Genomic DNA, 26,579 nt, shown 5'->3' with positions numbered 1-26,579 from the left:
TTCCATCACACTCATTTGTCTTCATCATAAAATGTTCCGCCCTTCTTGTCAACAAATGCTCAAAACTTTGTAAACCACATTTTACAAACTCCACAATATCCTCATTTTTATAAATTCCATTTAACAAAATGTCATATAAAAGCAGAGCCGAAGTTATCTCCTTCCACTCTGCCTTTTATTTCTTCCACTACTCCCTGACAATCCGATAATACGTCCTTGCCGTCACACAGTACACCGCCAGATAGACCACCCCAAACACCAGCACCGAGCAAGCCGTGAACACCGCGTACAGCCCCACATTATGCATACTGAAAATCCCCAGCAGGCTGCACATCGCCCGAAACGCCGCCAGAATATGAATCACCGCCACTCCCAGTGGCAGAAAGAACACCATAATCACCTGCCTGGTAATCGTCTTTTTCACCTCGGCGGCGCTCATTCCCACCTTCTCCATAATCCGGAACCGCTCCCTGTCATCGTACCCTTCCGTAATCTGTTTATAATAGATGATCAGCACCGTAGCCGTCAAAAACAGCGCCACAAAAAAGATACCCACAAACAGAATGCTCCCATACAGCTGGTAAAACTCCGTCCGTATCTCGTCTCTCGCAACTCCCCGGTTCAAACCCGGAATCCTGTCCTGGAATTCCGCCTCAAACCCGGCCTTCTCCTCCGGACTTCCCGCCAGATCAAACAGGCAGTGATAGCTGATTGTTTCCCTGGCGTCCTCTCCCAGCTGCTCCGAATAAGCCCGGAACAAACGGTGCAGGTCCGAAAGCTCCGGCACAATCAGAAGAACCTGGTCCTGCGGCGTGGCAAAGCCCGTCAGCTGGGTCACTTCAAACTCCTTTAGCACCCCTGCAACACGGTACGTTTCCCCGCAGACCTCCACTTCCCCAGCCAGCGGCAATTCCGGGGCATAATAGAGCATCTCCCCCTTCGCCAGCATCTCACTCCCGCCGTTATTGCGGTTGTAATCCTCCAGCGTCATCACATACACCATCCAGGTCCCCACGCTGTAATACCGGGACGCCGTAAAACTTCCATCCTTAAACTCCCCGTTAAACGACATCTGATAGAAGTCCATCATGTTTTCCAGCTCACACCCATGCTCCCGCGCCAGGTTTTCCGCCGCCGTCTTCACCTTCCCCGGCACCTCGCCCGCCGGGTTAACTGCCTCCCCGGCCCCGGCAAACAGCGCAATATCCCTGGGATACTGATTCCTTAAAATGTCCTCCTCCCCCACATACAGGCTGGCGCAGGTGGACATCGTAATGAGCACCGCGGCCGACAAAATACAGATTCCTGAAAGCCCCGCCGCGTTCTGCTTCATCCGGTAAATCATCCCCGACACCGCCGCAAAATTCTCCGGCTTATAATAAAAATCCTTCTTCCTACGAAGCTTCTTCAGCGCCGCCACGCTCCCCGCCTGGAACAGGCAGTAAGTTCCCACCATCACCAGCAGTACCGCTGGGAAGAAAAATGTCAACGCGTCCGAAGCCGTCCCCGTAGACATGGCCAGAAAGTAACCAAACCCCAGAGTCACCACTCCCGTCGCCGTCATCAGCCACCTGGTCTTCGGCTCCCTCTCCCCCTGGGCGCTGCTTCTCAAAAGTTCCATGGGATTAGCCTTAAACACACTCCTCAAGTCATAAACCAACACCAGCGCAAACGCCGCCACATAGATGAGACAGGTCTTCCCCACTGACTGAAGCGGTATCACAAACATCAGCTTCCCCGGCAGCCCCACCATTTTTAGCAGTAGCAAAAACATGGCCTGAGAAAATAATGCTCCAACCGTAATCCCCATCACCAGGCTGACGAAAAGCCCGATAAGAACCTCCCAGAACAGCACAAACCCCAGATGCTTCTTCTCCATCCCCAGCACGCAGAACAGGCCGAACTCCTTCTTCCTGCGCTTCATCACAAAACTGTTAATATAAAACAGAATCATCACCGCAAACACCGTGCAGATACTCCCGCAGATTTCCACAATCACCTGCATGATACCGCCGCCCGCCATCTGACTGGCTTCCACCATGACCCCGACGGAATCCAGCACATACAAAAGCCCAGCCATCACACCGCCCGCCATCAGATAGGGCAGATAAATTCCCCGGTTCTTCTTCATGCTGGTGACGGCCAGCCTGGGATAAAACAGAACATTATGCAAACTGTTCATGGCCGCCCTCCCCTCTCCGGGTCGCCAGAACCGTCAGCGTATCCGATATTTTCTGGTACATGGCCTCATTGCTGGCATCCCCCCGGTAGAGCTGATGGAAAATGATGCCGTCCTTGATAAACAGCACCCGCCCCGCATGGCTGGCCGCCCTGGTGCTGTGAGTCACCATAAATACCGTCTGCCCGGAGCGGTTCACCTGCTCGAATATCCGAAGCAGCCCATCCGCCGCTCTGGAATCCAGAGCCCCCGTCGGCTCATCCGCCAAGAGAATTCTGGGCCTCGTAATCAGTGCCCTGGCCACAGCCACCCTCTGCTTCTGCCCGCCCGACACCTCATAAGGATACTTTTCCAGCAAATCCCCAATCTCCAGCTGGGCCGCCAGCGGAGCCAGACGCTCCTCCATTTCCCGGTAATCCTTCCTCGCCAGAACCATAGGCAGGAAAATGTTATCCTTCAGGGAAAAGGTATCCAACAGGTTGAAATCCTGAAACACAAATCCCAGATTGTCACGCCGGTAAGCCGCCATGCGCCCGTCCGGAATCTTCGCCATGTCCTGGCCATCCAGCATCACACTGCCGGACGTGGGCTTGTCGAGGGCCGCCAGAATATTGAGCAGCGTGGTCTTCCCGGAGCCGGACTCCCCCATGATTGCCACATACTCGCCGCTCTCCACGGAAAACTCCACGTCCACCAGGGCCTCCGCCTTCACCCCGCCAAAGCGGGTTGTATATACTTTTTTTAAATGTTTGACTTCCAAAAGAGACATATCTTCCTCCATTTCACATCTATTCTTATTGTCTCTCCTATTATAGAAAAAACGGAAAAAAGCTGCCATCGAAGCAGCTTACATTTTCCGGAAGGAACCTTACAGTTTTGAAAGGTAATGATATTTTTCCCGGCTCCTACTCCACGCCAAACCGGTACCGGTCGATCCCCAGACAGACTCTGGTTCCCACGCCTTCCTCAGACTCAATGCGGATGGACTGCCCCAGCATATTCATCACCTGGCGGCACAGATAGAGGCCGATGCCTGTGGAACGCTTCTCCAGACGGCCGTTACTCCCGGTATAGCCCCACTCAAACACCCTGGGAATGTCCTCCGGCCGGATGCCGATGCCGTTGTCCTCGATCACCAGCTCCTTCCGGTCACCGGATAAGTACACCGATATCTTCCCCTTCGGCGCATATTTCACCGCATTGGAAAGAATCTGCTCCAGCACAAACACAAACCATTTTTCATCCGTCAGCACCTGGCCCGCCAGTTCTCCAAGTTCCAGGGCCGCCCGGTTGTAAATGAACACGGCCGCCAGTCCCTTCACCGCCTTTTTCACCAGCCCCTCCAGTTCATATTCCTGAAGCACCAGGTCCCTGCCGCTCTTGTCCAGCCGCTGGTACTGCAGCGCCATATCCACATACTGCTCCATCTTAAACAGTTCCTGCTCCATTGCCGGCCGGTCCAGCGTCTCCTCCTGAAGCAGCAGATGGGCCGCGGCCACCGGCGTCTTGATCTGGTGGGACCAGAGGGTGTAATAGCGGCTGCTCTCCTCCCTCTTTGCTCTCCCTCTCTCCATCTCATCCAGACAGTTCTGCTGCCACCGGCTCACCAGGGCCAGCCAGGCTCCGTCCATCCCATGATCCGTCCGCTCCGGAGAATCAGTCAAAAATGCTCCCTGCTCCGCCTGACGCATCCATTCCTCTATCTTTCGGTATTTTACCACATAATGCATGAAATTAATTCCCAGTCCCGCCAGACTGACCGCGGCAGTAAGCAGCACCACATACGCCATCGGCTGCCACGGAAGGTCCTGGAGCCACCAGAGAACCGCCAGCAAAACCAGCAGGACTGCCGGAAAGCGGAGCGGCGGGTTGTCCCTCAGGTAGCTGAGAAATAACTGTCCCACCGACAGTTTCCCATATCTGCTCTCAATCACACTTCCATCATTCTCCCCAGTTCCATCACTATTTATAGCCTTGCCACCTCTCGCGGCTTCATCATCCCTCACGATTCCACCACCCTTCCGCCATCCTCACTGACCAGATACCCCAGTCCCTTCTTCGTCTCGATAAACCCACTCAGTCCCACGCCCTCCAGCTTCCTCCGAAGCCGTGTCACATTCACTGTCAGCGTATTGTCGTCAATAAAATCCTCATGCTCCCACAGCTGCCGGATCATATCGTCCCGGGACACTACCGTCCCTTTCCGCTCCATCAGCATATTCAAAATCCGCAGTTCATTCTTCGTCAGCTCCAATTTCCGGCTCCCTACATCCAGCGTCCCGTCCCCCGGATTCAGCACGGCGTCCCCGACTCTCAGCACCGTCTTCTGCTCCCCAAACGCATAGGTTCTCCGAAGCAGCGCCTGAATCTTCGCCATCACCACCTCCAGCTTAAACGGCTTCGCCAGAAAATCGTCCGCCCCCATATTCACCGCCATCACCAGATTCATATCGTCCGACGCCGAGGAGATAAAAATAATCGGCACCTGGCTCACCCTCCGTATCTCCCCGCACCAGTAATACCCGTCAAAAAACGGCAGCGATATATCCAGCAGCACCAAATCCGGCCTGGCCTCCTCAAACTGCTCCAGCACCCGCGAAAAATCCCCCACCGCCGTCACCTGATAATTCCATTTTTCCAGCGTCCTCTTCAGAACCGCCGTAATCGTACTGTCATCCTCCACAATCAATATCCGATACATATATCCTCCATTATCCGCCCAAAGCCGGCTCTCTATCCAGTCATAGTTAGATTTTACCATGCTTTTCATATCCCGCAACCCCTGGATATTGTATCCGTTGATAATTCATGCTATATTACTAATAAATGTTATGGAAAAAAGGAGAACCAGCCATGCCCGTATTTGATTTCACCAACACGCCGGACGAGAACCATCCGTCCGAATGCACCTATACCCTTATCACATCCAACGAAAACACAGCCTCCCCGGAACGGCCCATTCTGCTTCTGGACAACCGGTCCAGGAAATGGAATCACCATTCCAACGGCATGTTCACCAATCCGGTGAAGCGGACTTCCTTTGAATTTCAGGAGGAGGACGGGACGTTCAGCGCGGATATTCTTCAGATTGACGCCCGTTTTGTCAATCTGCTCCAGTGGCTGGGCGAGAATCATATCCAGGTGCGCTTATCCGGCCAGAACCGGGAGGACGGCTATGCGGTCTACAAGATTCGCGAGTTTGCATTTGGAAAGGGGACTAAGCTGTCCGCCGAGGACGGTTTCCTTCAGTTTATGATGGACCGCCTCTTCGCCAGCAGCGCTCCGGAACCGGAGCAGGAGGAGGAAGAACCGGACGAGCTGGGAGACCATATGAAGCTGACCAGTTTACAGAGTATCTCCGACTTTATGACCTGCGCTGGCAGAACCATGCCTGACAACATCCGGCTCTGGGCCAGGAGAAACCTTGCGGTGGCCCGCTCCCACGAAGTGTCCCCAGAGGAGAAACGCCACGCCCAGCGGGCCCTCTCCGTCATGATGAATATCCAGTGGAAAAACAACTATTTCGAGTCCATTGACCCGGTAAAAGCGCGGCAGATTCTGGATGAAGAGCTCTACGGAATGGAGCAGGTGAAACAGCGGATTATCGAGACCATTATCCAGATTAACCGCACCCACACCCTTCCGGCCTACGGCCTTCTGCTGGCCGGCCCCGCCGGAACCGGGAAATCCCAGATTGCCTACGCGGTGGCCCGCATTCTGAAGCTTCCGTGGACCACCCTGGACATGAGTTCCATCAACGACCCGGAGCAGCTGACTGGCAGCTCCCGCATTTATGCAAACGCCAAACCGGGAATCATCATGGAAGCCTTCTCCATGGCCGGCGAATCCAACCTCGTTTTCATCATCAACGAGCTGGACAAGGCCGCGGCCGGAAAGGGAAACGGCAATCCCGCCGACGTCCTCTTAACCCTCCTGGACAATCTCGGTTTCACGGACAACTACATAGAATGCATGATCCCCACCGCCGGCGTCTACCCCATAGCCACCGCCAACGATAAGTCCAAAATCAGCGCCCCCCTGATGTCCCGCTTCGCGGTCATTGACATCCCGGACTACACCCCGGAGGAGAAAAAGATTATCTTTTCAAACTATGCGCTGCCAAAAGTCTTAACACGCATGAGCATGCGCGAACAGGAATGCACCATCACCGAAGACGGCCTGGAGGCCCTCATCGACCAGTACCGTGACACCTCCGGAATCCGCGACTTAGAGCAGGCCGCCGAGCACATCGCCGCCAACGCCCTGTATCAGATCGAGGTCGACCATGTAGACCACGTCGTTTTTGATGCTGGGATGGTGAGAAAGCTGCTGGGATAACGCTGCGCTTCACTTCTGCCGACCAGCCAGACTGCATTTACAAAAAAAGCAGAACCGAACGATTCCACCTTCGGCTCTGCTTTCCTATTTCATTCTTCCAAAACTCAGTTACTTTATAAAACTTACCTGCTTACAAATCTCCTCAATCGCCTTCTCTTTCCTCTCATTGAAGACTACCTTATTCTCCTCAAACAGGTTCCGTCCCTCCGTGTCAATGGACACGATCAGCGGTCCAAACTCTTTCACGCGGCAGTTCCACAGAGTCTCCGGCATTCCCAAATCTCTCCACTCCGCCTGCACAATCTCCTCCACCTCCGTGGCGGCAACGACGGCATTTCCGGCAGGGAATACACAGTGGATAGCCTTATAATTCTTGCAGGCATACTCCGTGTTTGGTCCCATGCCGCCTTTTCCGATGATCACTCTCACCCCGGTCAGCTCCACAAACTCCTTCTCGAATTTCTCCATCCGCATGCTGGTGGTCGGACCGACGGAAACCATCTCAAACTTGTCATTCTCCAACGGGCGGATAATCGGCCCCGCATGGAAAATAGCGTTGTTCCTCACATCTACCGGCAGCTCCCGGTGTCCCTCCACCAGTCTTCTGTGGGCCACGTCCCTGCATGTGGTCATACTGCCATTGAGATAAATAATATCGCCAACATGAATATCCGCCAAATCCTCCGCCGAAACCGGAGTCGTCAAAATTTTCTTTCCATTTTTCATCTCTACCATTATAACGTCACCCCCGAACTGTGTTGTAATTGTATAGTTCAAATCCTTATCGAAAATGATATGCCCACGGCGGTGGGACCAGCAGCCCACGTTCACAGCCACGCCGATGGTGGAAGGATGTCTCGCCGTATTTTCGATATGTACGCCCATAACGGAATATTTCCCGCCCATGCCCTGCGGGCCCAGGCCGATGGAATTGATGCCGTCCTCCAGCAGTTTCTCCATGGAAGCCGCCCGCTCATTCTCATTGTGGCTTCCCAGCGGACGCATCAGGGCTTTCTTGGACAACAGCGCCGCCGTCTCCACGGAAGTCGCCACACCCACGCCGACCAGCAGCGGCGGGCAGGCATTCAGCCCGTAGGAGGTCATCACATCCATGACAAATCTGGTCACGCCCTCATATCCGGCCCCAGGCATCAGCACCATGGCCTTTCCGGGAAGCGTACATCCGCCCCCTGCCATATAGGCGTAAATCTCACATTCCTCGCTGTCCGGCACAATATCCCAGAACACCGTCGGCGTCCCCTTGCCCACATTTTTACCCGTATTGTACTCGTCGAAGGTCTCCACACTGTTGTGGCGGAGCGGCGCCTCCACGGTGGAAATCATAACCGCCTCCTTTAATAATGCTTCCAGCTCCCCAATCAATGGGAACCCGGCCCCGCACTTCACCCAGAACTGAAGCACACCGGTGTCCTGACAGCAGGGACGGTTCAGCTCCGCCGCCAGCTTCTGGTTTAACTTCATAGTTTCATAAATCGTTTTGGACAGCGGACTGTCCTCCTGTGCAGCCAGCTCATCCAGCTTTGCAATAATGTCATCCGGAAGTATTTTCCCAATATGTGACACAAAATTGGCCATATACCTGGTAAGCTGCTCCACCTGTTCGTTCTTGTTCATGATAAACCCTCCTTTATATTGTGTTACTCATTTCATCCAATGTTCTCCTGACCTCACATGATTTCCCATCCCTACGGGAAGAATGGAAATGCAATCGGAAGAATCACCATACTCACCACTGTTGCAATCACAATCAGCGGAAGTCCCGCCTTCACATAATCCATAAACTTATATCCACCTGCGCCGACCACCATCGTATTGGCTGGCATGCCAATCGGTGTCGCATAGGCACAGGAGCCGCCGATAACGCAGGCCATCAGAACCGCTCTCGGGTCCGCCCCCATTCCCTGGGCGATGGACAGACAGATGGGAACCATCAGGGCCGTGGTCGCCGTGTTGGACATAAAGTTGGTCAATATACAGCACAGCATAAATACTACAAACGTCAATATGTATGGCGAAGGCTCCGCCCCCAGAGCGGTTATCACTTTTTCTGCAATCTCAGCGCCTGCTCCTGTGGATGACAGGGCCGCAGCTAGAGAAAGTGTTCCTCCGAACAGGAAGATCGTCTTTAAATCAATGGATTTTAAAGCGTCCTTCTCGGAAATAACTCCCGTTAAAATCAACGCCAGCGCCCCGATACAACCGGAGATACTCAATTTAATACCGATTTTGTCTTCAAAGATCATTGCCAGCAATGTCAGCAGAAGAATCACCAGGGAAAGTGTCTGCTTCCATTTTGGCACATTGGAAAAATCCTTCGTGTCGTCAAACGCCCCATCCGTGTCAACCACCTTATGGCTGGGCAGCAATTTGTATCCTACCGTCGCGTAAAAAATAATTCCACACACCAGAATCGGCAACCCCACAATGGCATACTCAAAAAATCCGAAGGATAACCCCATCTCCTGAAGCGCACTCTGTGCAATTAAGTTCCCAGGCGCTCCGATCAGGGATAAATTCCCGCCCATGGCGGCCGCAAATACCAGCGGCATCAGCAGTCTCGATCTGGCATAGCCTGACTTGGCGGCAATTCCGATCACAACCGGAATCAATACGGCTGCTGTTCCTGTGTTGGAAAGCACACCGCTCATCATTCCCACGATAACCATGATGGCGACAATCAGCATCCGCTCCGTCTTGGCAAATTTTGTCACAACACCTCCGATTTTATTCGCCATGCCGGTTTCAAAAAATGCTCCGCCTACAATAAACATGGCCACAAACAGAATCACATTGCTGTCGATAAATCCTGCAAATGCAGTCTTCATGTCCAGCACTCCTGTGACCACCAGTCCGATGCAGACAATCATGGATGTGACTCCCAGCGGAATCTTCTCCCAGACAAACATGACCACTGCAAACAGAAGAAAAAGAATAGTGATGGTTGATGGATTCATACGTCCCTCCTAATAAAATATAGTTTGAATGGATTATTATTATCTTTGATATATGATATTTGATAATGTATCCATTTCTTATCTGCATAATATAATAAAATGCCGAATCTGTCAATAGCCATTTGAAAGATTCAGCATTTTACAATAATATCACCCTATTCTTTTGTGCACATTCACTATTGGTACCGGGTCAGCACATCCTCCATGCTTCGAAGAATATGGCGGCGCATCTCACTGCTGGCTTTGTCCGCGTCCCTGGTCTTCAGCGCCTCGAAGATCCGCTCATGCTCCTCCTGGGATTTCCGGGCGTACTCATGCTCCGTGGTCTTGATGCCCATGGACAGGCCATTCCACAGCTCGGACAGCATGTTTTTCAACTTCTCATTACCGGCGGCCATCCAGATTTCATAATGAAAGGACTGGTTGAAATTGGAATAACTGCTGGAATCATCGGCCTCCAGCGCTTCCCTGGCGGAAGTCAGACAGTTCTCGATGGCCTCCAGGGATACCATCTCCTCACAGCAGATGGCGCAGGCCGCGCTCTCCAGCGCCGCCCGGACCTGATAGTGTTCCCGGATGGTAGTCTCATTGATGCCGAGAACCACGGCTCCCTTGTTCTGTTTTAAGTCAATCAGCCCGTCTCTCGCCAGAATCTGAAACGCCTCCCTAACGGGTGTCACTGACACCCCCAGATTCTGCGCCGTCGTCTCCAGCGTCAAAACTTCCCCCTCCGCTATCTGCCTGGAAATAATCGCTTTCCGGAGCGCGGAAGCCACCTGCTCCCTCGCCGGTAGCAGTTTAATTGGTTTTAATCCAAGCATCTATCTCGCCCTCTCTCTCATAATTGCTTCTGTCAGTGTATCGAAATATTGGTTCAAGAGCGCGGCGGCCTGCTGCTTCACTTCTGCGCTCCCACTCGCCGTTGCACCTGAATCCTTCTCTGCCCTCTCATGCGCTCCATTGCCCATTACCTCCATCACCTGCCCCAGCAGCCTCCGTCCCTGTTCCGGCTCATAATCCCGGCATTTTAACGCAAATGCAATATAGATTTCCGTAATTGTCTGAAGCGTTTTCCTGATATAGCTGTGCTCCGACTTCCGGTACAACTCCCGGTGGAATTCCATCTCGCCGGGCAGTGACATTTCTGGCGGTGGCACCTCTGACTGCTCCATTGCCTGCTGTCTTGCCATCTCCTCAAGCTCCAGCTTCCCGCACAGACAAAACAGCCGTTTAAAATAATCCGCCGAAAACTCCGCCACCCGGACATGGTTGTTGGGAAGCCGCTCAATCAGTCCCTGGTACTCCAGAATAATCAGCGCTTCCCGCACCGGCATCCGGGATACACCCAGGCTGGAGGCAAGCTCATTCTGCGTCATCTCCGTCTGGCAGGGAATATTTCCGGACAGTATCTCGTCCTTCAGCATCTCAACGATGCTCCCCTGCATCTTCTTAATCCCAAGCTGTTCCATCATCATTTCCCCGCTACCCTCTCAATTTCTGTTTAAAATATCCGTCCGCACAGTAGATAGCCCCACAGGGATTGTGGGCCAGCACCCGGTCCTTGGCCACCAGCGTGGTCACAAGGGCCTCCGAATATTTGTAAAACATGGAGTCATGTCCCACGCAGAGACCGAGGGCAATATTAAACTCCGTCTTCTGGGAATTCAGCAGCCTTGCCTGGGCAATCGGGTTGCACATCGGCTCAAACTGCTCCGGGTGAATCTTTCCCTCCTTCGGAATTCCCGACAGTTCTTTTTCAAATCCACCTGTCTTGCAGATAACCGACACCACGTCAAATCCCTGCTCCCGCAGCAAATCCGCCACCACTCTGGCCTCTTTTCGCAGCCCCTTGCAGAACGCCAGGCCAATCCGGTGATAGCCCATCTTCTTACACACTTCCACGGTCTCCCGCAGTCTTGGCCACTGGCCATAGCCCTCGCCCTCGATGCAGGACGCCTTTATGTAGAATTCCCTATTGTCCGGTTCCTGGTAGGTTTCCAGCGCTTCCTGCATCAGTTCCTCCTGATGCATGGGGCAATTGGCCGGAAGTTTCTCCCTGTCCCTGGAGGCACAGGCCAGCACATTACAGTTTGCACATGTATACATCGGTTACACCTCTTATCATTTACATTTTATCTAATTATATTGTATCCATTATTTTTGTCAAAGTAAAGGCAAATTCATGGCAATTTTCATTTTCAAAATGCGGAGTACCGACTGGTCCAGCCGCTCTTGTGAAATCTCTCCCCGCTTTACCGCCTCCAGCACGGCGGGAACCTGGGTTTCGAAGTCCGTGCAGCACAGCAAATCATTGCCCGCCTGCACCGCCAGAACCGCTACCTGCCCGTCGTCGGCGAACTCCCGCACTCCGTCCATCACCAAATCGTCCGTCACAATCACACCGGAAAATCCAAGCTCCTGACGCAGGATTTCATGGACACGGGGCGAGAGGGAAGCCGGGTACTGCTCATCCATGCTCTTTACGATGTTATGGGAAACCAGCACCATCTCCGCCCCGCTGTCAATTCCCGCCTGGAAAGGGAGAAAATCGGACGTGAGGAACGTCTCATAGGGCCGGTTGTCATAGGCAATGCCCGTATGGGTGTCCACGTTATTTCCATAACCTGGGAAATGCTTCAGCACGGAGCCCATTCCCTGCTCTTTCATGGCTCCCACAACCGTCTCCACATACTGTGCCGTCTCACCGGCCGCTTTTCCAAAACTTCTGTCGTAGATAAAATCCTCCGGATTGACAGAGACATCACAGACCGGCGCAAAGTTTACATTGATGCCTAAGGATTTTAACAGCTGGCTCTTCTCAATGGTATCGTTTTTAACCGCCTCGAAGCCGCCATTCTGGTACAGCTTCTGCGGCGACTCAAACTTTTCCGCCCGGAATGCCGGATACCGGCTGACCCGGTTCACCGTTCCTCCCTCCTCATCCACACCAATCAGCATGGGAATGGAGGCAGCTGACTGGTACGACTGAATATCCACGCTGACCTCCTCCGGCGTTTTCCCCTCAAAGTCCCGTGCAAATAAGATATAGCCGCCAAGGTGATATTCCGCCGCCTTCTGCGCCGCCTGTTCCTCCGGGCATCGCGCAATAAACAGCTGTCCCACCTTCTCCTCTAAGGACATGTCGTCCAGAATGGCCTGTGCCCGCTCGTCCACCGACGTTGTATCGCCGGCATCCGTATGTTCCGACGGGTCCTCTTTTACTTCCTTTGCAGTATCCGCTGATTCGGCGGCAGCTGCATCACCTGTGTTCCCTGCTTCCTTCGTGGCATCCGCCAATGATGACTGAGTCAGCACCTTTTCCCCCTGTAACTCCTGCTTCCCGCTTCTCTTCCAAACAATCCCGGCTATCACAACAGCGCATACCAATACCAGAATTATAATCATCGGCAGCAATATATTGATTTGATGGTACCGCTTTCTATTCATTCCATAACCTCCATGATAACTATTATCGAGATTATACCACAGTTTCATTCAATCTGCTTCCCTGCCACCAAAAAAATCCCCCCGGCTTCATTTCTGAAACCGGAGGGATTCATTTTGTTACTTCTTCACAAACTGCTTATCAAACTCCGCATTGTAATAATAAAAGTTCTTCTCGTCCAATCCCGATTTGATTTTCTCCAATGCCTCGCCAAAACGCTGGAAATGCACCACCTCACGGGCGCGGAGGAATTTTAAGGGTTCTCGCACCTCCGGGTTCTCTATGATACGAATCAGGTTATCATAGGTCGTCCGTGCTTTCTGTTCGGCCGCCAGGTCTTCGTGGAGGTCCGTAATCGCATCTCCCTTGGACTGGAATTCGCAGGCATTAAAGGGAACACCGGCCGCGGCCGTCGGCCACAGAGCCGTGGTATGGTCAATATAGTAGGCGTCGAATCCTGCGGTCTTTGCCTGCTCCGGTGTCAGATTCTTCGTCAGCTGGTAAATCATGGCGCAGATAATCTCCAGATGTCCCAGCTCCTCCGTACCGATATCCGTGAGAAGTCCTCCCACTTCCTTGCATGGCATGGTGTATCTCTGGGAAAGATATCTCATAGAGGCAGCCAGCTCTCCGTCAGGGCCGCCAAACTGGCTGATAATCAGAGACGCCGTCTTCGGACAGGTCTTGGTGATATTCACCGGAAACTGTAATCGTTTTTCATAAGTCCACATTAGAGCGCACCTCCTTTTATCTGGTTATCCCAAGGCAACGGACCGGCAGTCCAGGAAAATTTCTGCTGGTTGATCTCCGGTGTGATGCAGTTTATGGTAAGCGGGTCAAATTCCTTGGCAAACGCTTCCATCAGCTGTTTCCGTTTCGTGGAAGCCTGGTTAAAAGCCGAGAGCGCTTCCTGGTCCTCCGGATGGGTATCCAGATAGAGGTTTAAATCATTTAAAGTAAAACTGATTTCATCAATTTCCAACAGACACTGACTACGCTCTCGCATCGCTTCCACCTCCTGTTATAAAGAATGGAAGGTCCAGACAGGGAAATATGGTCCCCTGCTTCAGCGCCTTGGCCGGCTCATAGGGCGTCATCCACGGCTGCATGGGAACCGTAGCAATCGCAAGCTGCAGCCCCGGCCCTGGAGCCGGCGCACAATCACAATGATGTTTCTCTGAAGCGCAAGTACATTCACTCATAAAAACACTCCTTTGCTCAAAAAGAATCTATCAACAGGTAGCATTCTTAGTATCTGTTTTTATGAGATTTCTACTATGGAGGATTACTGTCAGCTTATCCAGTAATTTAAAATTTGACAGGTGGGTGCGCATTATTTCGTGCTTCGGTATCATCACAGGTACGCACCGCCGGAACCGCAATGCATAAAATGGACGCGGACAGCACCAGCGCGCTGGCAATCAGAAACCATTTTTCCACCCCATAGTTTTCCGCAAAGGCGCCGGATATCACCAGCCCAACCGGCCCGCTGAGCAGCCGGATACTGCTGGACAAGGACAGAACCCGTCCCAGATACTCCGCGTCAAAGTTGCTCTGCAGCAGCGGCGTGTACATTCCCCAATAGAACGGACCGGAAACTCCCATCAGCCAGGAACAGAGGATAAATGCATAAAATCCCCCCGGCGGCAGGAGCCCTGAAATCAATAAACTGAAACTCATCAACAGAAATGATAGAACAATCGTATAAATCCTGTTTTTTGTTCCTCCCCACTTTGACAAAATAAGGGAACCAAACAGAAGGCCCACGGAAAATACCACCTCAACCATACTGGCATGGGTACTGGTACCATGAAAGTAAGACATTGTCATCAGAGGAAACAATGCACTGGTCGGCATTAACGCCAGGGTATAAATGCTGCCAATCAGTACCAGACCCAGCATCCCTTTTTTCGTCTTAAGAATCAGAAACCCTTCCTTCGCCTCCCGCAAAACCCGTATTTTTTCGCCATTATCCTTCCGCATCAATTGTGGTATTTCCGTAATTCCCAGTGTCAATACCGCAATCAGCGCCCCTATCACATCCAGGGAAATAATCCCGCTTAAACTCCAGGAGCTGTAAAGCACCGCCGCCACAACCGGGCTTAAAATCTGGGATACCGACTCCAACGCCTGCGAATACCCGGCGCATCTGGTCAGCTGGTCCGACGGGACAATCTGAGGTGTGACCGCCTGCAGACATGGCGTATGAAAGGCCGAACCAACGGAGCGCAGCAGCAAAACCACAAGAATCAGTTCCGTTGTCAAACCGCCCATCCATCCCGCCACTACCATGGCAAAACTGGCCGCGGAAATAAATAAATCCGAGACAATCATAATTCGTTTTCTGTTATACCTATCGATAAACACCCCGATAAACGGCCCCAAAATCCCCTGCGGCAAAAACCCCATCATCATGGCCACCGTCAACACCATAGCGGACCCCGTTTTATCCGTCAAATACCATACAATCGCAAACTGAAGGACAGAACTTGAAAACTGCGACAACGCCTGTCCTGTCCAAATGGTAAAAAAATTCTTTTTCCAATTCCTTGATAATGTATCCATATGATTCCTCTCAGATTAAGTTATACCGATGAACTCATCCAGTTTTAATTTTATATTGGGGTCGCTCAACTCTTTCACGTTCCAATACTCATTTGGCAGTTTCGTCAGCGTTACGGCCAGCTTCTGGCGATATTCTGCAGGAGTTATGTGAAACATTTCCTGGAACAGACGGTTGAAGGTCTTTAAGTCCGGAAATCCATTGTACAGCGCAATCTTGGTGAGACTTAAATCCGTTGTTGTCAAATCCCACACGGCAGCAGAAAATCGAGTTCTGGTCAGATAGTCATAGAATTTCATGCCCACATTTTTCTTAAAAAATGTAGAGATGTAGGTTCTGTTGTAATTAAACTGCTCCGTCAATTCCTCCAGCGATATTTTCTTGGCATAATTTTCATCAATGTATTGAATGACATCCTGAATCAGCTGATCCGGGATATTCTTGTTTTTTGGCTGGTAAATGTCACTGCGCTCGGACTCAAATCTGCTAAAAAGCGTGACAAGCAGCAGCTCAAATGTGGGCCTTACGATTTTTCCCGTATACGCATCATCTGCCGCCAAAGCCTGAAGCAGCATCGCACAGTAAAAACGCACATGGGTATAGCGGACCGTCTGGCGGTCAGAGCTGTCTGACACAAAATTGAACCGGCAGATATAATCCTGCTGCAGAAACTCCTCAAAGGCATTCGCAGAAAAATCGAAGGACAAGGGTTGCCGTCTGTGGTTCCAGCGCAAACGTGGCATGCCCCATACCAGGGCTTACAATAATGACATCATTCGGCTGCAAGAAATACTTCTGCCCCTCCCGGACAAATTCCATGCTGCCCGTCAGGATGATGTGCAGTTCATACATATCATCATGCCAATGGTAGCGGTAGCTGTAAACATCATGTACATAGCTTAGAAGATAATGCTCGTCGTCAAAATAATACTGATATCGTTTCTCCTCCACAGCTTCTCCTCCTGACCCACTATTTATTCAGCTAAAGTATAGCAGAAAAGAAACACCTTGTCCACAAAGGTACATGATCCCCAATATTCAAATATTATCCACGGGAAAATGTTTCACGGTTTTGGAATCTGACAAGAGGATATGCCATCCAAACCTGCGCTAAATGCCTGCTTTTCACAGGGGAAATATTTGACTGACTGGCCATTATTTTTATCAATAGAAATGATAATTTCAGCCAAAAGCGCACCACACAGAACAAAAAAGAGAAATATTGTCAATGACAGCAGGCGTTTGTTTTTGTATAAATAGAGTATCAACAGATTTTGTTTACCGGGAACAAGCTGAAAATCGAGGAGGTATCCACTTGAAAATAGTAGAAGTACAGGCAATCCGCGCGAATCGGTTCTGCTATGCAAAAATAATAACGGATGAAGGCATCTATGGGATTGGCGAGAGCGGCGCTTTTGGTGTCGCAGACGCGGCCGCCGCGCAGATTCGTTCCTTTGGTCTATACTTAGTAGGGAAAAATCCACTGGACATCGAGCATCACTGGCAGGTCATGTTTCGCGGAATGTTTTTCCGCGGAGCTGCCGTTATGGGCGCATTATCCGCGATTGACGTGGCGCTGTGGGACATTGCGGGCAAATATTACAACGCTCCGGTCTATCAGCTGATGGGCGGCAAATGCCGGGACAAGGTGCTGGTATACGGTCATGTAATCGCCTCAAGCGATGAGGAGTTGGTTGAAAACTGTAAAAAGCGCAAGGAACAGGGATTTAAGGCTTTGGGACATCTCTCCCCCTTTCTGGATGAAGACGAAGATACGCCCTATAACAGAACCTACACAAAAAATATGGAAGATGCCATCCGGCGCACCCATCTCATGCGGGAAACCGTGGGCGATGATGTGGACCTGTGCATAGAACTGCACCGACGCAGTCTGCCTGCCGAGGCGGTTGTCCTGATTCAGGAAATAGCAGATGTACATCCGCTTTTTGTTGAGGACCCGATTCCTCCGGGTAGCAATGAGGCCATGGCCTACGTCGTGCGGCACAGCAAGGTGCCAATTGCCACTGGGGAACGGCTGCACACGATATATGAATTTCAGGACTTGCTGGACCGCCAGGCAGCCAACTACATCCGGGTAAGTCTCACTACGGTCGGCGGCCTGACCGGCGCCAGGAAAATCGCCACGCTGGCGGAGAGCAAAATGTGTCCGATTGTGCCACATAACCCCCTAAGCCCGGTTTGCACCGCCGCCGAAATGCAGCTGTGCGCCTGCATTGACAACCTGTTAATCTGCGAATATCCGAGCGGAGACGGCAGACTCAGCTGGGACTCCACCTCCACTGACCGCAAATGTGATATGGTAACCAATTGGGACAAACCGGTGGACGGATATATTACACCGTCCTCCGCCCCTGGAATTGGCATTGATTTGATACCGGATATTGAGAAACATTTTCCACCCATCACCTATGCACCCGGGAGCCGCTTAAATATAGATGGCTCCGTCCGTGACCAATAACCCGTTTTCAGTTACCTAAAAGGAGATAAACTATGACAACTCAAATGTTCCTATGCCTCGGCATTTTTTTGTTCATGATGTTGGGATTTTTATTCGCGAAAAAACTTCATACCACATTGGCAGTGGTATCCATCTGCACCATCGTACTTGTCACATTTTCCGGCATCATTCCGGCCAGCGTTGTCTTGAGTAAATTTGCCAACCACAACATCCTGCTGATAGCCGGTATGGTGGTCGTATCTGCCGGATTCAGCCGCACCCAGGCGGTCAACAAGCTCTCCAGCCTGGTATTTAAAATCAGCAAAGGCAGTTTCGGCATGCAGATGCTTGGTTACTGTGTGCTTGCCTTCCTCTTGACCAATTTAATCCCCAGCCCTATGGCGACCTTCGGCGTCATGGTTCCGGTGATTGCGGCGTTCTGTAAGAGAAATGGCATCAGCCCCTCCAAAGTAATGCAGCCGATCGCCCTGGTCTGCATCTGTTCCATCGGCACCGCCCCCTTCGGCAGCGGCATGTACACCTACGCCACCGCCAACAGTGTGATGGAAAGCTATGGCTATGCGGACTATGTGATGAAAATACTGGACCCTGTGAAAGGCCAGCTGATTATCTCTGCCGTATTGGTCGTTTACGCCGCTTTTATCGCTCCCAAGCTGGCCCCGAACCAGCCCTCCGTGCCGGTAACCCTGGGTGGTTTTACCAATAAAGCCGGCGCCGTTGACGATGCCCCGCCCCTTGACCCGGTTCGCGAGGTTCTGGGCTACGGGATATTCCTTTTGACCACCGTCGGCCTGATTTTTGCTGACACGCTGGGACTTCAAAGCTGGCAGATTGCGGTGACCGGCGCCGCATTGATAACCGCCGTGGGTGTTTTAAAAACCCAGGAAGCCATCGACGCCATCCCCGTGCCTACCATGCTGATGCTGGTTGCAGCTTATGCCGCCGGCGGCGCCATGGAAGCATGCGGCTTGGGAGATATGATAGGCAGTCTGCTGGCCAGTGCCCTGGGCAATACACGGAACGGATATATCATCGGATTTGCCTTCTTCATCGTTCCGTTCCTTTTGACACAGTTCATGCAGAATTTCAGCGTCGACAACCTGTTCCAGCCGATTATCATCATGGCCTCCAAAGCGCTGGGCTGTAACCCCGTCGGCCTGCTGCTCATCCTGGGCTCCGCATGCAATTCCGCCTTCATGACCCCCATGTCCACCGGTACCATCCCGCCTATGATGGAGGCCGGCGGATACAGCCAGAAGGATTTGTTTAAAATGGGCTGGCTGCCATCCATCCTTATGTGCGTCCTTTCCGTTTTTGTCATTATGACGGTGTTTCCTGCGTTTCCGTAATCAGGCTTTTGTACTGAATAAGTCTATCATAACAAATTCCGCCAAGGCTCGATTAAGCCTTGGCGGAATTAAATGTTACTACATCTTCTGGCTGAACTCCACCTTCTCCCCATTCGGTCCCATGATTGTGAAAAACTTAACACCATGCTCCCAGAATGGCAGAAACTGGATTTCAGTATCCAGCATCTCATACCCTAGTGCGCCCACAAGTTCAAATGTCCTCTCCACGTCCGTGACATCCAGGGCCACGTGGTCGATGGCGCCTGGTTTGGCGGCTGTCTCATCTTCCTCGTAGAGTTCTATTACCAGATTCTTCTGCTTGACAAACACCACCCGCTTCCCGTTATTCCGCGTGGAAAATGCTTCCTCAAACCCCAAATCCCCATAAAATTTCAGCGTCCCGTCCATATCCCGGACCGGGATTCCAAGGTGCTGGACGCCTGTTATATAGTCTGCTGCCACTAAGTCTGCTGTCCCCATCTGCATTCTTCCTTTCCGTATCTTACCTTTCTCCTGCGTTTAACCTGCCCCTGTTCTGATTCCATTATGTTCCATCATATTCCATCATTCTAATAAATTCTCACTTCAAAAATGCACGCATAATCGCATCCATGGGAGGACTCAACCGTAATCTGCACCTCGTCACATTCCCCCCCATCAAAATCAAGCACATTCAGACGCTGTCCATTGCCGCGGACCTCCCTGGTGCCGACTACATTTCCGTCCAGGAGAAGACTTACCCGATAATCCTTCACCAGCTCACGGGGAAGCCCCTTCACCTGTCTGTCACGCACATTTTTAATCATGGACGGCTGGATTTCGTGGCTCAAATCCGTGTCGAAGGTGAGGCGCACCTGGCGCACTTCGCGTTCCTCAAAGAGCTTCAGCGTCAATGTCTGCGGCTCCTCCAGGGACGCCGACTTCCAGCAGTTCACCTGCCCGTTCACATTTCTGGCCACGCCGTTTATCACGCGCTCCGCCCTGCCGTCGTCCTGCTCACTGCTGGCGCTGACTCTGGCTGTCCGGGCCATATCTGCCTCATCCTCGTTGGCAAAACCCGGCAGATAGCAGTCGTTCTTCATCAGCTCCTGCTGCAGCTCCCGGATATGCTGCTCTCCCACCTGCTTCGGCGTGCAGCCGTACCGGATAGCCAGGGCCGCCGCGGTACCCACCGCCTGTCCGCCCACCGCGCAAGTGCCCATCACTCTCGTGGAGGAAAATGCCATCTTCGACGTGCTGATATCCCGGCCCGCCATCATCAGATTGTCCACATCCCGGCTGACATAGCACCGGTAGGGAATGGTATAGCAGCCCTCAAAATTGTAGACTTTGGAGCCGTAGCTGTTCAAATCCCGGATTCCTCCCGGCACATGGACATCCATGGGCCAGCCGCCGTAGGCCACCGCATCCTCAAAGACACGGTTGGCCCGGACGTCATTTTCATTTAAAATGTATTCGCCTTCCAGTCTCCGGCTCTCCCGGTACCCTGGCACCATACCGACCCATTCCAAATCATAATTCTCCACGCCGTGGTTTCCCTGATTCTTGATATGGTCCCAGACGCCGTACACGCATTTGAGCAAATCATCCCGGATTTCCTCGCCCTGCTCGATGATATCGTTGTAATCGCCGCCCAGCTCAATCCACCAGTAGCCGGCGTCCACATTGGAGAATTCCGGAAGCTGGTTCTTCCCTTCCTCCGGAGCCACCGTGCCGCCGCCATCCGCCTGGGCGCAGATTTCATCCACGTGGGAGCGGTATTTCAAATCCTCCTCCGTGTAGGTGTGGGCCCACACCGGCTTCTCAAACCGCACCGGCTCTCCCCGGTCTACCGCCAGAAACATAATCGTGTTTCCCATGGTGTCCTGGTTCGCCGTCTCCGGCGCGGTGGGCTCCTGAAACTCCGCCCGCGCCTCACTTCCGACACGGGAGGCCGCGCCCGCCATCACTCCCAGCGTGCCGTGGCCTGTGGCGTCGATGAACAGCGTTCCGCAGAGCGTAAACTGGGTCTCCGTGCTGTTCTGGTGGCAGACAATACCACGAATCCGCCCTTCATCAAGAATGACATCATCCATATTGGTATTCAGATAGGCCGTGACGCCTTCCTCCAGAAAGACCTTTTCCCACAGTATCATATCGAAAACCGGGAAGGCCGCGTAGGGGTTGCGCCGCTTGTTCTCAAGCAGAATTTCCTCCAATATCCCGGTTTCCCTCAAATCCGGCTTCGAGGAATGACAGTTGGCCCCCACGATATGCATCCGGATTTCCGAGCTGGCCGTCCCCCCAAAGACGGAGCGGTTCTGCACAATGGCAACGCTGGCGCCCTCTCTCGCCGCCGCAATGGCCGCGCAGACACCGGCGATGCCGCCGCCCACCACGATTACATCATAAACAGCTTCCTTTTCACGAAGTGACATGTTTCCTTCCTCCTTTAAAAACCCCCATCTCCCACATTTCTTAGTTCTGTATGTCGATAATTACTTTCATCGTCTGTTCCCGGTTGTCATCGATATACCGGTATGCCTCCGTAAACTCGTTGAATGCAAAATGCTTACTCATCAGCGGCGTCAGCTTGATTTTCCCCTCGCCCACCAGCCGGATGGCGTCCACATAGTCCTCATGGGTGTACATGAACGACGTGTTCAAATCCAGCTCGGAATCATTGAGCTTTGCCAAATCAATGTGGGCTTCGCCTGCAAACACGGCCACCAGAATAATCGTACCGCCCTTGCGGCAGTTCTGAATCGCCTGATTCATGGTGATATCATTTCCGGCACAGTCGTAGATGACATCGGCCTTGTCGGAACCGAAGCAGTCTGTCAGCGCTGTCCCAAAATCATGCTCTCTGGTGTTGACGGCGTAGTCGGCCCCCACCGCTTTCGCCATCTCCAGCCGGTAATCGGAGACGTCCGTCACCATCACCTTCGCCGCTCCCAGAGCCTTGCAGGACTGGGCCACCAAAATGCCAATCGGACCGCAGCCCAGCACGCAGACATTGGCCCCCTGGATGTCCGGGTAACGCTTCGCCGCATGGATGGTGACAGCCAGAGGCTCAATCATGGCGCCCTCATCGAAGGACATCCCCTCCGGCAGCACGTCTATCTTGGAGGCGTCCACCGCAAAATATTCGCTGGCCGCCCCCGTGGTCTGAAAGCCCATCACCTTCAAGTTGTCACAGTCATTGTACTTTCCGTGGGTGCAGGGATAACACTGGCCGCAGAACACCTGTGGCTCTATGGTCACCTTCTGTCCCTCTTTTAAATGCTCCACCCCCGGACCAATCTTCACAATCTCCCCGGACACCTCGTGTCCCTGTGTCACCGGATAAGAAGTGTAGGGATGCTCCCCGTGATACACATGGATATCCGAACCGCAGATTCCCATCCGCATCATTTTTACCAGGACCTGTCCCTCGCCCGGTTCCGGAGTTTCTACCTCTCTGAATTCAATTACGCCTGGCGCCGTCATTACCTGCTGAATCATTGTTTACCCTCCTCTTGTTATGCTTTTTATCGTTAATCCAAATCGTAACCCAAACCTTAATTCAATTAATAAATGCGGACCTCATACATCTGAACATTCTCGCATCCGTTGGTACTCCAAAAGGTAATCCGCACCGCATCCACCATAACCGCTTCATCAAACTCCACCACATTCAGTCTCTGGTGGTTGTCCCTCACGTCCCGGCAGGCCACCGTCTTCCCGCCAAACAGCGCCTCCACCCGGTAATCTTTCACCAGGGTTTTCGCAACGCCCCGCGGTTCCTTTTCCATAAATGCTCTGGAGACCGAGATGCATCTCTCCTCGCTCAAATCCGGGTCAAACACCAGCCGTACCTGGGAAATGGATGACGGTTCTTTCAGCTCCAGCACAACCGCCTCACCGCCTTCCCGGATGCCCTTTGACATCCACAGATTGCTCTGATCGCCCTCCCGCCTGGTGACGCCGGAAATCAGATTTTCCACCTCATAACCGCTCTGCTGGGAGGTGGCAGAGAGCTTCGCCAGTCTGGCCTTGTCGTCCTCGTCCTCATTTTTGCAGCCCGGCACGTATAAATCATTTTTTAACAGCTTCTGTTGAAGTTCCTTTCTATGAAGCCTTCCATACTCAGATGGCGTCAGTCCGCTAAGGGCCGCGCCAGCCGCCGCGACTCCCACCGCCTCGCCGCCCACCGCGCAGGTTCCCATCACCCTGGTGGAACCCATGGCCAGCTTGGAAGCCGAGATATTGCGCCCCGCCATCATCAGGTTTTTCACCGTCCTGGAGCAGAAGCAGCCGTAGGGTATGGAATACAGTCCCTTGAAGGAGCGCACCCGGGAGGGAATCTGCCCCTTTGCCCGGAACCCGGCCGCCACATGCTCATCCATGGGCCAGCCGCCGTAGGCCACCGCGTCCTCAAACACCCGGTTGGACAAAATGTCCTGCTCCGTCAGCACGTAATCCCCCATCAGGCGGCGGCTCTCCCTCATTCCGCCCAGATTTCCAACCCAGGTCAGTTCATAGTTTTCCGCCCCGTGGTCTCCGCCATTTTTAATATGGTCCCACACGCCGTACACCGTGCGGTAAAGTTCATAGCGGATGTCCTCCGACTGTTTGATAATGTCGTCCCAGTCTCCGCCCAGCTCTATCCACCAATAACCGGATTTCACATCATACTTTTCCACAAGTTCATCCTCGTGGTCCCGGTAATCTTCCCCAGGCTTTAACACCACAACGTCGTCCGCATTATGATAGACCACGATGTCCCCGTGGTAACGATGGACAAAATCCTCCTCCGTGAAAGTGTAGGCCCAGCCCGGCTTTACAAATTTCACCGGATGTCCCACGTCCTCCGCCACAAAATAGATGGTATTTCCCATGGTCTCGCCGTCCGCCTGCTCTGGCGCGTCCTGCTCGCCATACTCGGCGGCGGCCTCCCGGCCTATCTTGTACTCTGCCCCGGCAAAATACCCCAGCGTGCCGTTTCCCGTGGCGTCCACAAATACCTTCGCCCCAAACTCGTAGCGGTTCTCCGTCGTCATCTGATAGCACTGGACGCAGTGAATGCAGGAGCCATCAGAATCCACCATATCCATGGTGGTATTCATATACACATCCAGATTCTCACAGTCCATGGCGGCAGACCACAGAACGCCGTCCCAGATGGAATAGTTGTAGCTGTCATTTAAATACTTGTTCTCCAGCTGAAGCTCCATCAAAATCCCGGTTTCCGCAGCGTCCTTCTTCCCCCAGTGGCAGGAAGCGCCGGAGATATGCATTTTCATCTCGGAGCTTGCATTTCCGCCAAACACGCTTCTGTCCTGGACGATGGCCGTCCCCGCCCCCTGTCTGGCCGATGCTATGGCGGCACAGAGTCCGCTCATGCCGCCGCCGATTACCAGCACGTCGTAATCCTTGCGGATGATTGCCTTTTCTTTACAATTATGTATCTCATGGATATAATTTTTCATCATACTCTCCATTCTCACATGACGGACCAACGATGCCGGTCCCAGTCACTCACAGCGAATCGTCAGCCCTTGACCGCCCCCGCAGTCAGCCCGCTGACCAGCTGTTTTCCCAAAAATGTAAACACCAGAAGGATCGGGATAATGGCAACGGTAGCCGCCGCGCACAGCGGTCCCCATTCCTGCCCGAAAAATCCGATATAGTCGTAAATTGCCATCTGAATATTCTTTAAGTTATTGCCATTCACCATCACGGAAGTGGTGATATACTCGTTCCAGGCGCCGATAAATATAAACAGGCTGGACGCCGCAAACGATGGCTTTAACATCGGCGGAATCAGCCGTGTCACCAGATAGAACTGGTCGCAGCCGTCAATCTTGGCCGCCTCCTCTATCTCATAGGGAAGCCCCCGGATGCCGGATATCATCATCCAGATACAGAGCGGCAGGTTGTAGGCGGTATAAATCAGCGGCATGGTATACCAGTGGTTCGCCAGCCCAAACTTCATCATCAACAGATAATTGGGGATCAGCAGAACCGAGCTTCCCGTGGAAAGCGGAATCCCGATCACCACAAGATAAAACAGAATCTTTTTCATGGGAAAATTCCGCCGCTCAAAGCCGTACGCCGCCAGATAGCCGAACCCCAGCCCCATGGTGATGGCCGCTATGGAATACAGGGCGCTGTTGAGCACACATTTAAAATATCCCGAAGATAAAATCCTGGCGTAATGGCTCCAGGTCACCGCAAAACCAACCACCTTCGGCGGATAGGCCGCTATTTCGTTGGTATTTTTTAACGATGTGACGATGCCCCAGTAAATCGGGGTGATGGTGATAAATGCCATGGCAGCCAGTATCAGAACTTCTATGGCAGTGGTAATTCTTTTCTTCCTCTTCATTTCCCTGCTCATCATCATCCCTCCTATATCCTGTAATCACTGAGCTTGATGTAGAGCACAATAATCAGTGATGTAATCAGCATAATCATAATTGACAGCGCCGCGGATGTACCAAACTGATAATACCGGAATCCCAGATTGTACTGATACAGGGTTATCACGTTTGTGGCATCGTTTGGCCCGCCGCTGGTAAGCACCTTGGGCACCGTGTTGTTGGTAAAATTGCTCACTGTCAGCACGATAGTGGACAGCAGAACCGAAGTTTTTATCAGTGGCAGCTTGATGTAGCGCAGCAGCTGTAACGGGGAGGCCCCGTCGATCTTTGCCGCCTCTATCAGTGTCGTGTCCAGCCCCTTTAGGCCGGCTAAAATCATAATCATGGCATATCCCACAAGCCGCCATACCAGCACAAATATGAGGGCTATGATTGCCGATGTTTTATTCTGTACCACATAAATTGGGTTAAATCCCAATCCTCTCAAAATCATGTTAAATAATCCAAGGTCCCCGTTAAACAGCCATCTCCAGAGCAGAGCCGCAACCATCATGGAAATCACCCACGGGATTAAGCCGAACATTTCAATCAGATACGCAAACAGCCCCTCTTTTCTGTCAATCCACAATGCCAGAACCAGACCGATGATAACCGACAATGCCGTCGATACGATGGTAATCATAAAGGTAAAGTTAAATGATTTGATTACCCGGCTGTTTTTCAGCAGAGAGACATAATTTCCAAGCCCCAAAAACTCCCCCTTTACCAGATAGTCCAGGTTAAACAGACTGCAGTAAAGGGTGTATATCAGCGGAATCACCAGAAACAGCAGTAAAATACTCATGGCCGGAACAATATAAAATATTGAAAGGTTTTTTCTTGTAGTTTTCTTCACGCAATCACTCTC

25 protein-coding genes and 1 pseudogene are annotated in these 26,579 nt (G+C 52.3%); 3 read left to right on the top strand and 23 right to left on the bottom strand.

The window, feature by feature from the left end; all coding sequences use genetic code 11:
• Positions 1 to 187 precede the first annotated feature (187 nt).
• The 4 genes from HMPREF9473_RS07255 to HMPREF9473_RS07240 form a co-directional block, all read right to left on the bottom strand.
• Positions 188 to 2,182: an ABC transporter permease gene (locus HMPREF9473_RS07255; protein WP_006779428.1), complete on the bottom strand. Its 1,995-nt coding sequence runs from the start codon at positions 2,180 to 2,182 to the stop codon at positions 188 to 190.
• Positions 2,166 to 2,948, bottom strand: a complete 783-nt coding sequence (locus HMPREF9473_RS07250; RefSeq protein WP_006779427.1) for an ABC transporter ATP-binding protein — start codon at positions 2,946 to 2,948, stop codon at positions 2,166 to 2,168. The genes HMPREF9473_RS07255 and HMPREF9473_RS07250 overlap by 17 nt, the downstream gene beginning before the upstream one ends.
• 136 nt (positions 2,949 to 3,084) lie before the next feature.
• Positions 3,085 to 4,185, bottom strand: a complete 1,101-nt coding sequence (locus tag HMPREF9473_RS07245) for a sensor histidine kinase (RefSeq protein ID WP_006779426.1) — start codon at positions 4,183 to 4,185, stop codon at positions 3,085 to 3,087.
• The gene (locus HMPREF9473_RS07240; RefSeq protein ID WP_006779425.1) at positions 4,182 to 4,880 is read right to left on the bottom strand and encodes a response regulator transcription factor; all 699 of its coding nucleotides are present in this window, start codon (positions 4,878 to 4,880) and stop codon (positions 4,182 to 4,184) included. Before HMPREF9473_RS07240 ends, HMPREF9473_RS07245 begins: the two co-directional genes overlap by 4 nt.
• 152 nt (positions 4,881 to 5,032) lie before the next feature.
• Here HMPREF9473_RS07240 and HMPREF9473_RS07235 point away from each other — a divergent pair, with 152 nt between their 5' ends.
• Positions 5,033 to 6,517, top strand: coding sequence for an AAA family ATPase (locus HMPREF9473_RS07235; protein WP_006779424.1), 1,485 nt, complete (start codon positions 5,033 to 5,035; stop codon positions 6,515 to 6,517).
• Positions 6,518 to 6,625: 108 nt separating this feature from the next.
• Here the strand turns inward: HMPREF9473_RS07235 and ttdB are convergent, their stop codons facing one another.
• From ttdB to HMPREF9473_RS07175, 13 genes and pseudogenes are all read right to left on the bottom strand, one after another.
• Entirely contained in the window at positions 6,626 to 7,252 is a 627-nt protein-coding gene (ttdB, locus tag HMPREF9473_RS27570; RefSeq protein WP_138669975.1) for a L(+)-tartrate dehydratase subunit beta, read from the bottom strand.
• 12 nt (positions 7,253 to 7,264) lie between these two features.
• Positions 7,265 to 8,152 (bottom strand): annotated as a pseudogene (gene ttdA / locus HMPREF9473_RS27565) (L(+)-tartrate dehydratase subunit alpha); the annotation flags it as partial.
• 71 nt (positions 8,153 to 8,223) lie between these two features.
• Positions 8,224 to 9,492 (bottom strand): SLC13 family permease, encoded by a 1,269-nt coding sequence (locus HMPREF9473_RS07225; protein WP_006779422.1) that lies wholly within the window; start codon positions 9,490 to 9,492, stop codon positions 8,224 to 8,226.
• Between the two features lie 176 nt (positions 9,493 to 9,668).
• Positions 9,669 to 10,313 (bottom strand): GntR family transcriptional regulator, encoded by a 645-nt coding sequence (locus tag HMPREF9473_RS07220; RefSeq protein ID WP_006779421.1) that lies wholly within the window; start codon positions 10,311 to 10,313, stop codon positions 9,669 to 9,671.
• Positions 10,314 to 10,967 carry a GntR family transcriptional regulator gene (locus tag HMPREF9473_RS26065; RefSeq protein ID WP_006779420.1) on the bottom strand — a complete coding sequence of 218 codons (654 nt, stop codon included), beginning with the start codon at positions 10,965 to 10,967 and terminating at the stop codon, positions 10,314 to 10,316. It lies immediately after the preceding gene.
• A gap of 7 nt (positions 10,968 to 10,974) precedes the next feature.
• Positions 10,975 to 11,598, bottom strand: coding sequence for a DUF1847 domain-containing protein (locus HMPREF9473_RS07210; RefSeq protein ID WP_006779419.1), 624 nt, complete (start codon positions 11,596 to 11,598; stop codon positions 10,975 to 10,977).
• Positions 11,599 to 11,655: 57 nt separating this feature from the next.
• Positions 11,656 to 12,939 (bottom strand): glycoside hydrolase family 3 protein, encoded by a 1,284-nt coding sequence (locus HMPREF9473_RS07205; protein WP_006779418.1) that lies wholly within the window; start codon positions 12,937 to 12,939, stop codon positions 11,656 to 11,658.
• 117 nt (positions 12,940 to 13,056) lie between these two features.
• Positions 13,057 to 13,668, bottom strand: coding sequence for a manganese catalase family protein (locus HMPREF9473_RS07200; protein WP_006779417.1), 612 nt, complete (start codon positions 13,666 to 13,668; stop codon positions 13,057 to 13,059).
• Entirely contained in the window at positions 13,668 to 13,943 is a 276-nt protein-coding gene (locus HMPREF9473_RS07195) for a spore coat protein CotJB (RefSeq protein WP_006779416.1), read from the bottom strand. Before HMPREF9473_RS07195 ends, HMPREF9473_RS07200 begins: the two co-directional genes overlap by 1 nt.
• Positions 13,930 to 14,139 (bottom strand): spore coat associated protein CotJA, encoded by a 210-nt coding sequence (locus HMPREF9473_RS07190; protein WP_006779415.1) that lies wholly within the window; start codon positions 14,137 to 14,139, stop codon positions 13,930 to 13,932. The genes HMPREF9473_RS07195 and HMPREF9473_RS07190 overlap by 14 nt, the downstream gene beginning before the upstream one ends.
• Positions 14,140 to 14,245: 106 nt before the next feature.
• Positions 14,246 to 15,502, bottom strand: a complete 1,257-nt coding sequence (locus HMPREF9473_RS07185) for an MFS transporter (protein ID WP_006779414.1) — start codon at positions 15,500 to 15,502, stop codon at positions 14,246 to 14,248.
• 15 nt (positions 15,503 to 15,517) lie between these two features.
• A complete protein-coding gene (locus HMPREF9473_RS07180) occupies positions 15,518 to 16,135 on the bottom strand; it encodes a helix-turn-helix transcriptional regulator (protein ID WP_207636783.1) in 618 nt (205 codons plus the stop codon).
• A gap of 40 nt (positions 16,136 to 16,175) precedes the next feature.
• Positions 16,176 to 16,451, bottom strand: a complete 276-nt coding sequence (locus HMPREF9473_RS07175; protein ID WP_006779412.1) for a cupin domain-containing protein — start codon at positions 16,449 to 16,451, stop codon at positions 16,176 to 16,178.
• 364 nt (positions 16,452 to 16,815) lie between these two features.
• On the opposite strand from HMPREF9473_RS07175, the gene HMPREF9473_RS07170 reads away from it, so the two are divergent.
• On the top strand, positions 16,816 to 17,979 hold the full coding sequence (locus HMPREF9473_RS07170) for a mandelate racemase/muconate lactonizing enzyme family protein (RefSeq protein ID WP_006779411.1): 1,164 nt from the start codon (positions 16,816 to 16,818) through the stop codon (positions 17,977 to 17,979).
• A gap of 32 nt (positions 17,980 to 18,011) precedes the next feature.
• Positions 18,012 to 19,328 (top strand): SLC13 family permease, encoded by a 1,317-nt coding sequence (locus HMPREF9473_RS07165; protein WP_006779410.1) that lies wholly within the window; start codon positions 18,012 to 18,014, stop codon positions 19,326 to 19,328.
• Between the two features lie 78 nt (positions 19,329 to 19,406).
• Here the strand turns inward: HMPREF9473_RS07165 and HMPREF9473_RS07160 are convergent, their stop codons facing one another.
• From HMPREF9473_RS07160 to HMPREF9473_RS07135, 6 genes are all read right to left on the bottom strand, one after another.
• A complete protein-coding gene (locus HMPREF9473_RS07160; RefSeq protein WP_242830787.1) occupies positions 19,407 to 19,814 on the bottom strand; it encodes a VOC family protein in 408 nt (135 codons plus the stop codon).
• 83 nt (positions 19,815 to 19,897) lie between these two features.
• Positions 19,898 to 21,745, bottom strand: coding sequence for an FAD-dependent oxidoreductase (locus tag HMPREF9473_RS07155; RefSeq protein ID WP_006779408.1), 1,848 nt, complete (start codon positions 21,743 to 21,745; stop codon positions 19,898 to 19,900).
• 40 nt (positions 21,746 to 21,785) lie between these two features.
• Positions 21,786 to 22,811 (bottom strand): zinc-dependent alcohol dehydrogenase, encoded by a 1,026-nt coding sequence (locus HMPREF9473_RS07150; RefSeq protein ID WP_006779407.1) that lies wholly within the window; start codon positions 22,809 to 22,811, stop codon positions 21,786 to 21,788.
• A gap of 65 nt (positions 22,812 to 22,876) precedes the next feature.
• Positions 22,877 to 24,781 carry an FAD-dependent oxidoreductase gene (locus HMPREF9473_RS07145; protein ID WP_080568798.1) on the bottom strand — a complete coding sequence of 635 codons (1,905 nt, stop codon included), beginning with the start codon at positions 24,779 to 24,781 and terminating at the stop codon, positions 22,877 to 22,879.
• A gap of 59 nt (positions 24,782 to 24,840) precedes the next feature.
• On the bottom strand, positions 24,841 to 25,689 hold the full coding sequence (locus tag HMPREF9473_RS07140; RefSeq protein WP_006779405.1) for a carbohydrate ABC transporter permease: 849 nt from the start codon (positions 25,687 to 25,689) through the stop codon (positions 24,841 to 24,843).
• 11 nt (positions 25,690 to 25,700) lie between these two features.
• On the bottom strand, positions 25,701 to 26,516 hold the full coding sequence (locus HMPREF9473_RS07135) for a carbohydrate ABC transporter permease (protein WP_138669967.1): 816 nt from the start codon (positions 26,514 to 26,516) through the stop codon (positions 25,701 to 25,703).
• Positions 26,517 to 26,579 lie beyond the last annotated feature (63 nt).

The organism is Hungatella hathewayi WAL-18680, assembly GCF_000235505.1.
Classification (GTDB): domain Bacteria; phylum Bacillota; class Clostridia; order Lachnospirales; family Lachnospiraceae; genus Hungatella_A; species Hungatella_A hathewayi_A.
This window is presented reverse-complemented; position numbering and strand designations above follow the sequence as displayed.

Coding starts and splice junctions, on each gene's coding strand:
- HMPREF9473_RS07255 (WP_006779428.1), bottom strand. CDS start 2,182: ATGAACAGTTTGCATAATGTTCTGTTTTATCCCAGGCTGGCCGTCACC.
- HMPREF9473_RS07250 (WP_006779427.1), bottom strand. CDS start 2,948: ATGTCTCTTTTGGAAGTCAAACATTTAAAAAAAGTATATACAACCCGC.
- HMPREF9473_RS07240 (WP_006779425.1), bottom strand. CDS start 4,880: ATGTATCGGATATTGATTGTGGAGGATGACAGTACGATTACGGCGGTT.
- HMPREF9473_RS07235 (WP_006779424.1), top strand. CDS start 5,033: ATGCCCGTATTTGATTTCACCAACACGCCGGACGAGAACCATCCGTCC.
- ttdB (WP_138669975.1), bottom strand. CDS start 7,252: ATGGTAGAGATGAAAAATGGAAAGAAAATTTTGACGACTCCGGTTTCG.
- HMPREF9473_RS07225 (WP_006779422.1), bottom strand. CDS start 9,492: ATGAATCCATCAACCATCACTATTCTTTTTCTTCTGTTTGCAGTGGTC.
- HMPREF9473_RS07220 (WP_006779421.1), bottom strand. CDS start 10,313: ATGCTTGGATTAAAACCAATTAAACTGCTACCGGCGAGGGAGCAGGTG.
- HMPREF9473_RS26065 (WP_006779420.1), bottom strand. CDS start 10,967: ATGATGATGGAACAGCTTGGGATTAAGAAGATGCAGGGGAGCATCGTT.
- HMPREF9473_RS07210 (WP_006779419.1), bottom strand. CDS start 11,598: ATGTATACATGTGCAAACTGTAATGTGCTGGCCTGTGCCTCCAGGGAC.
- HMPREF9473_RS07205 (WP_006779418.1), bottom strand. CDS start 12,939: ATGAATAGAAAGCGGTACCATCAAATCAATATATTGCTGCCGATGATT.
- HMPREF9473_RS07200 (WP_006779417.1), bottom strand. CDS start 13,668: ATGTGGACTTATGAAAAACGATTACAGTTTCCGGTGAATATCACCAAG.
- HMPREF9473_RS07195 (WP_006779416.1), bottom strand. CDS start 13,943: ATGCGAGAGCGTAGTCAGTGTCTGTTGGAAATTGATGAAATCAGTTTT.
- HMPREF9473_RS07190 (WP_006779415.1), bottom strand. CDS start 14,139: ATGAGTGAATGTACTTGCGCTTCAGAGAAACATCATTGTGATTGTGCG.
- HMPREF9473_RS07185 (WP_006779414.1), bottom strand. CDS start 15,502: ATGGATACATTATCAAGGAATTGGAAAAAGAATTTTTTTACCATTTGG.
- HMPREF9473_RS07165 (WP_006779410.1), top strand. CDS start 18,012: ATGACAACTCAAATGTTCCTATGCCTCGGCATTTTTTTGTTCATGATG.
- HMPREF9473_RS07160 (WP_242830787.1), bottom strand. CDS start 19,814: ATGCAGATGGGGACAGCAGACTTAGTGGCAGCAGACTATATAACAGGC.
- HMPREF9473_RS07155 (WP_006779408.1), bottom strand. CDS start 21,745: ATGTCACTTCGTGAAAAGGAAGCTGTTTATGATGTAATCGTGGTGGGC.
- HMPREF9473_RS07150 (WP_006779407.1), bottom strand. CDS start 22,811: ATGATTCAGCAGGTAATGACGGCGCCAGGCGTAATTGAATTCAGAGAG.
- HMPREF9473_RS07145 (WP_080568798.1), bottom strand. CDS start 24,781: ATGATGAAAAATTATATCCATGAGATACATAATTGTAAAGAAAAGGCA.
- HMPREF9473_RS07140 (WP_006779405.1), bottom strand. CDS start 25,689: ATGAGCAGGGAAATGAAGAGGAAGAAAAGAATTACCACTGCCATAGAA.
- HMPREF9473_RS07135 (WP_138669967.1), bottom strand. CDS start 26,516: ATGAGTATTTTACTGCTGTTTCTGGTGATTCCGCTGATATACACCCTT.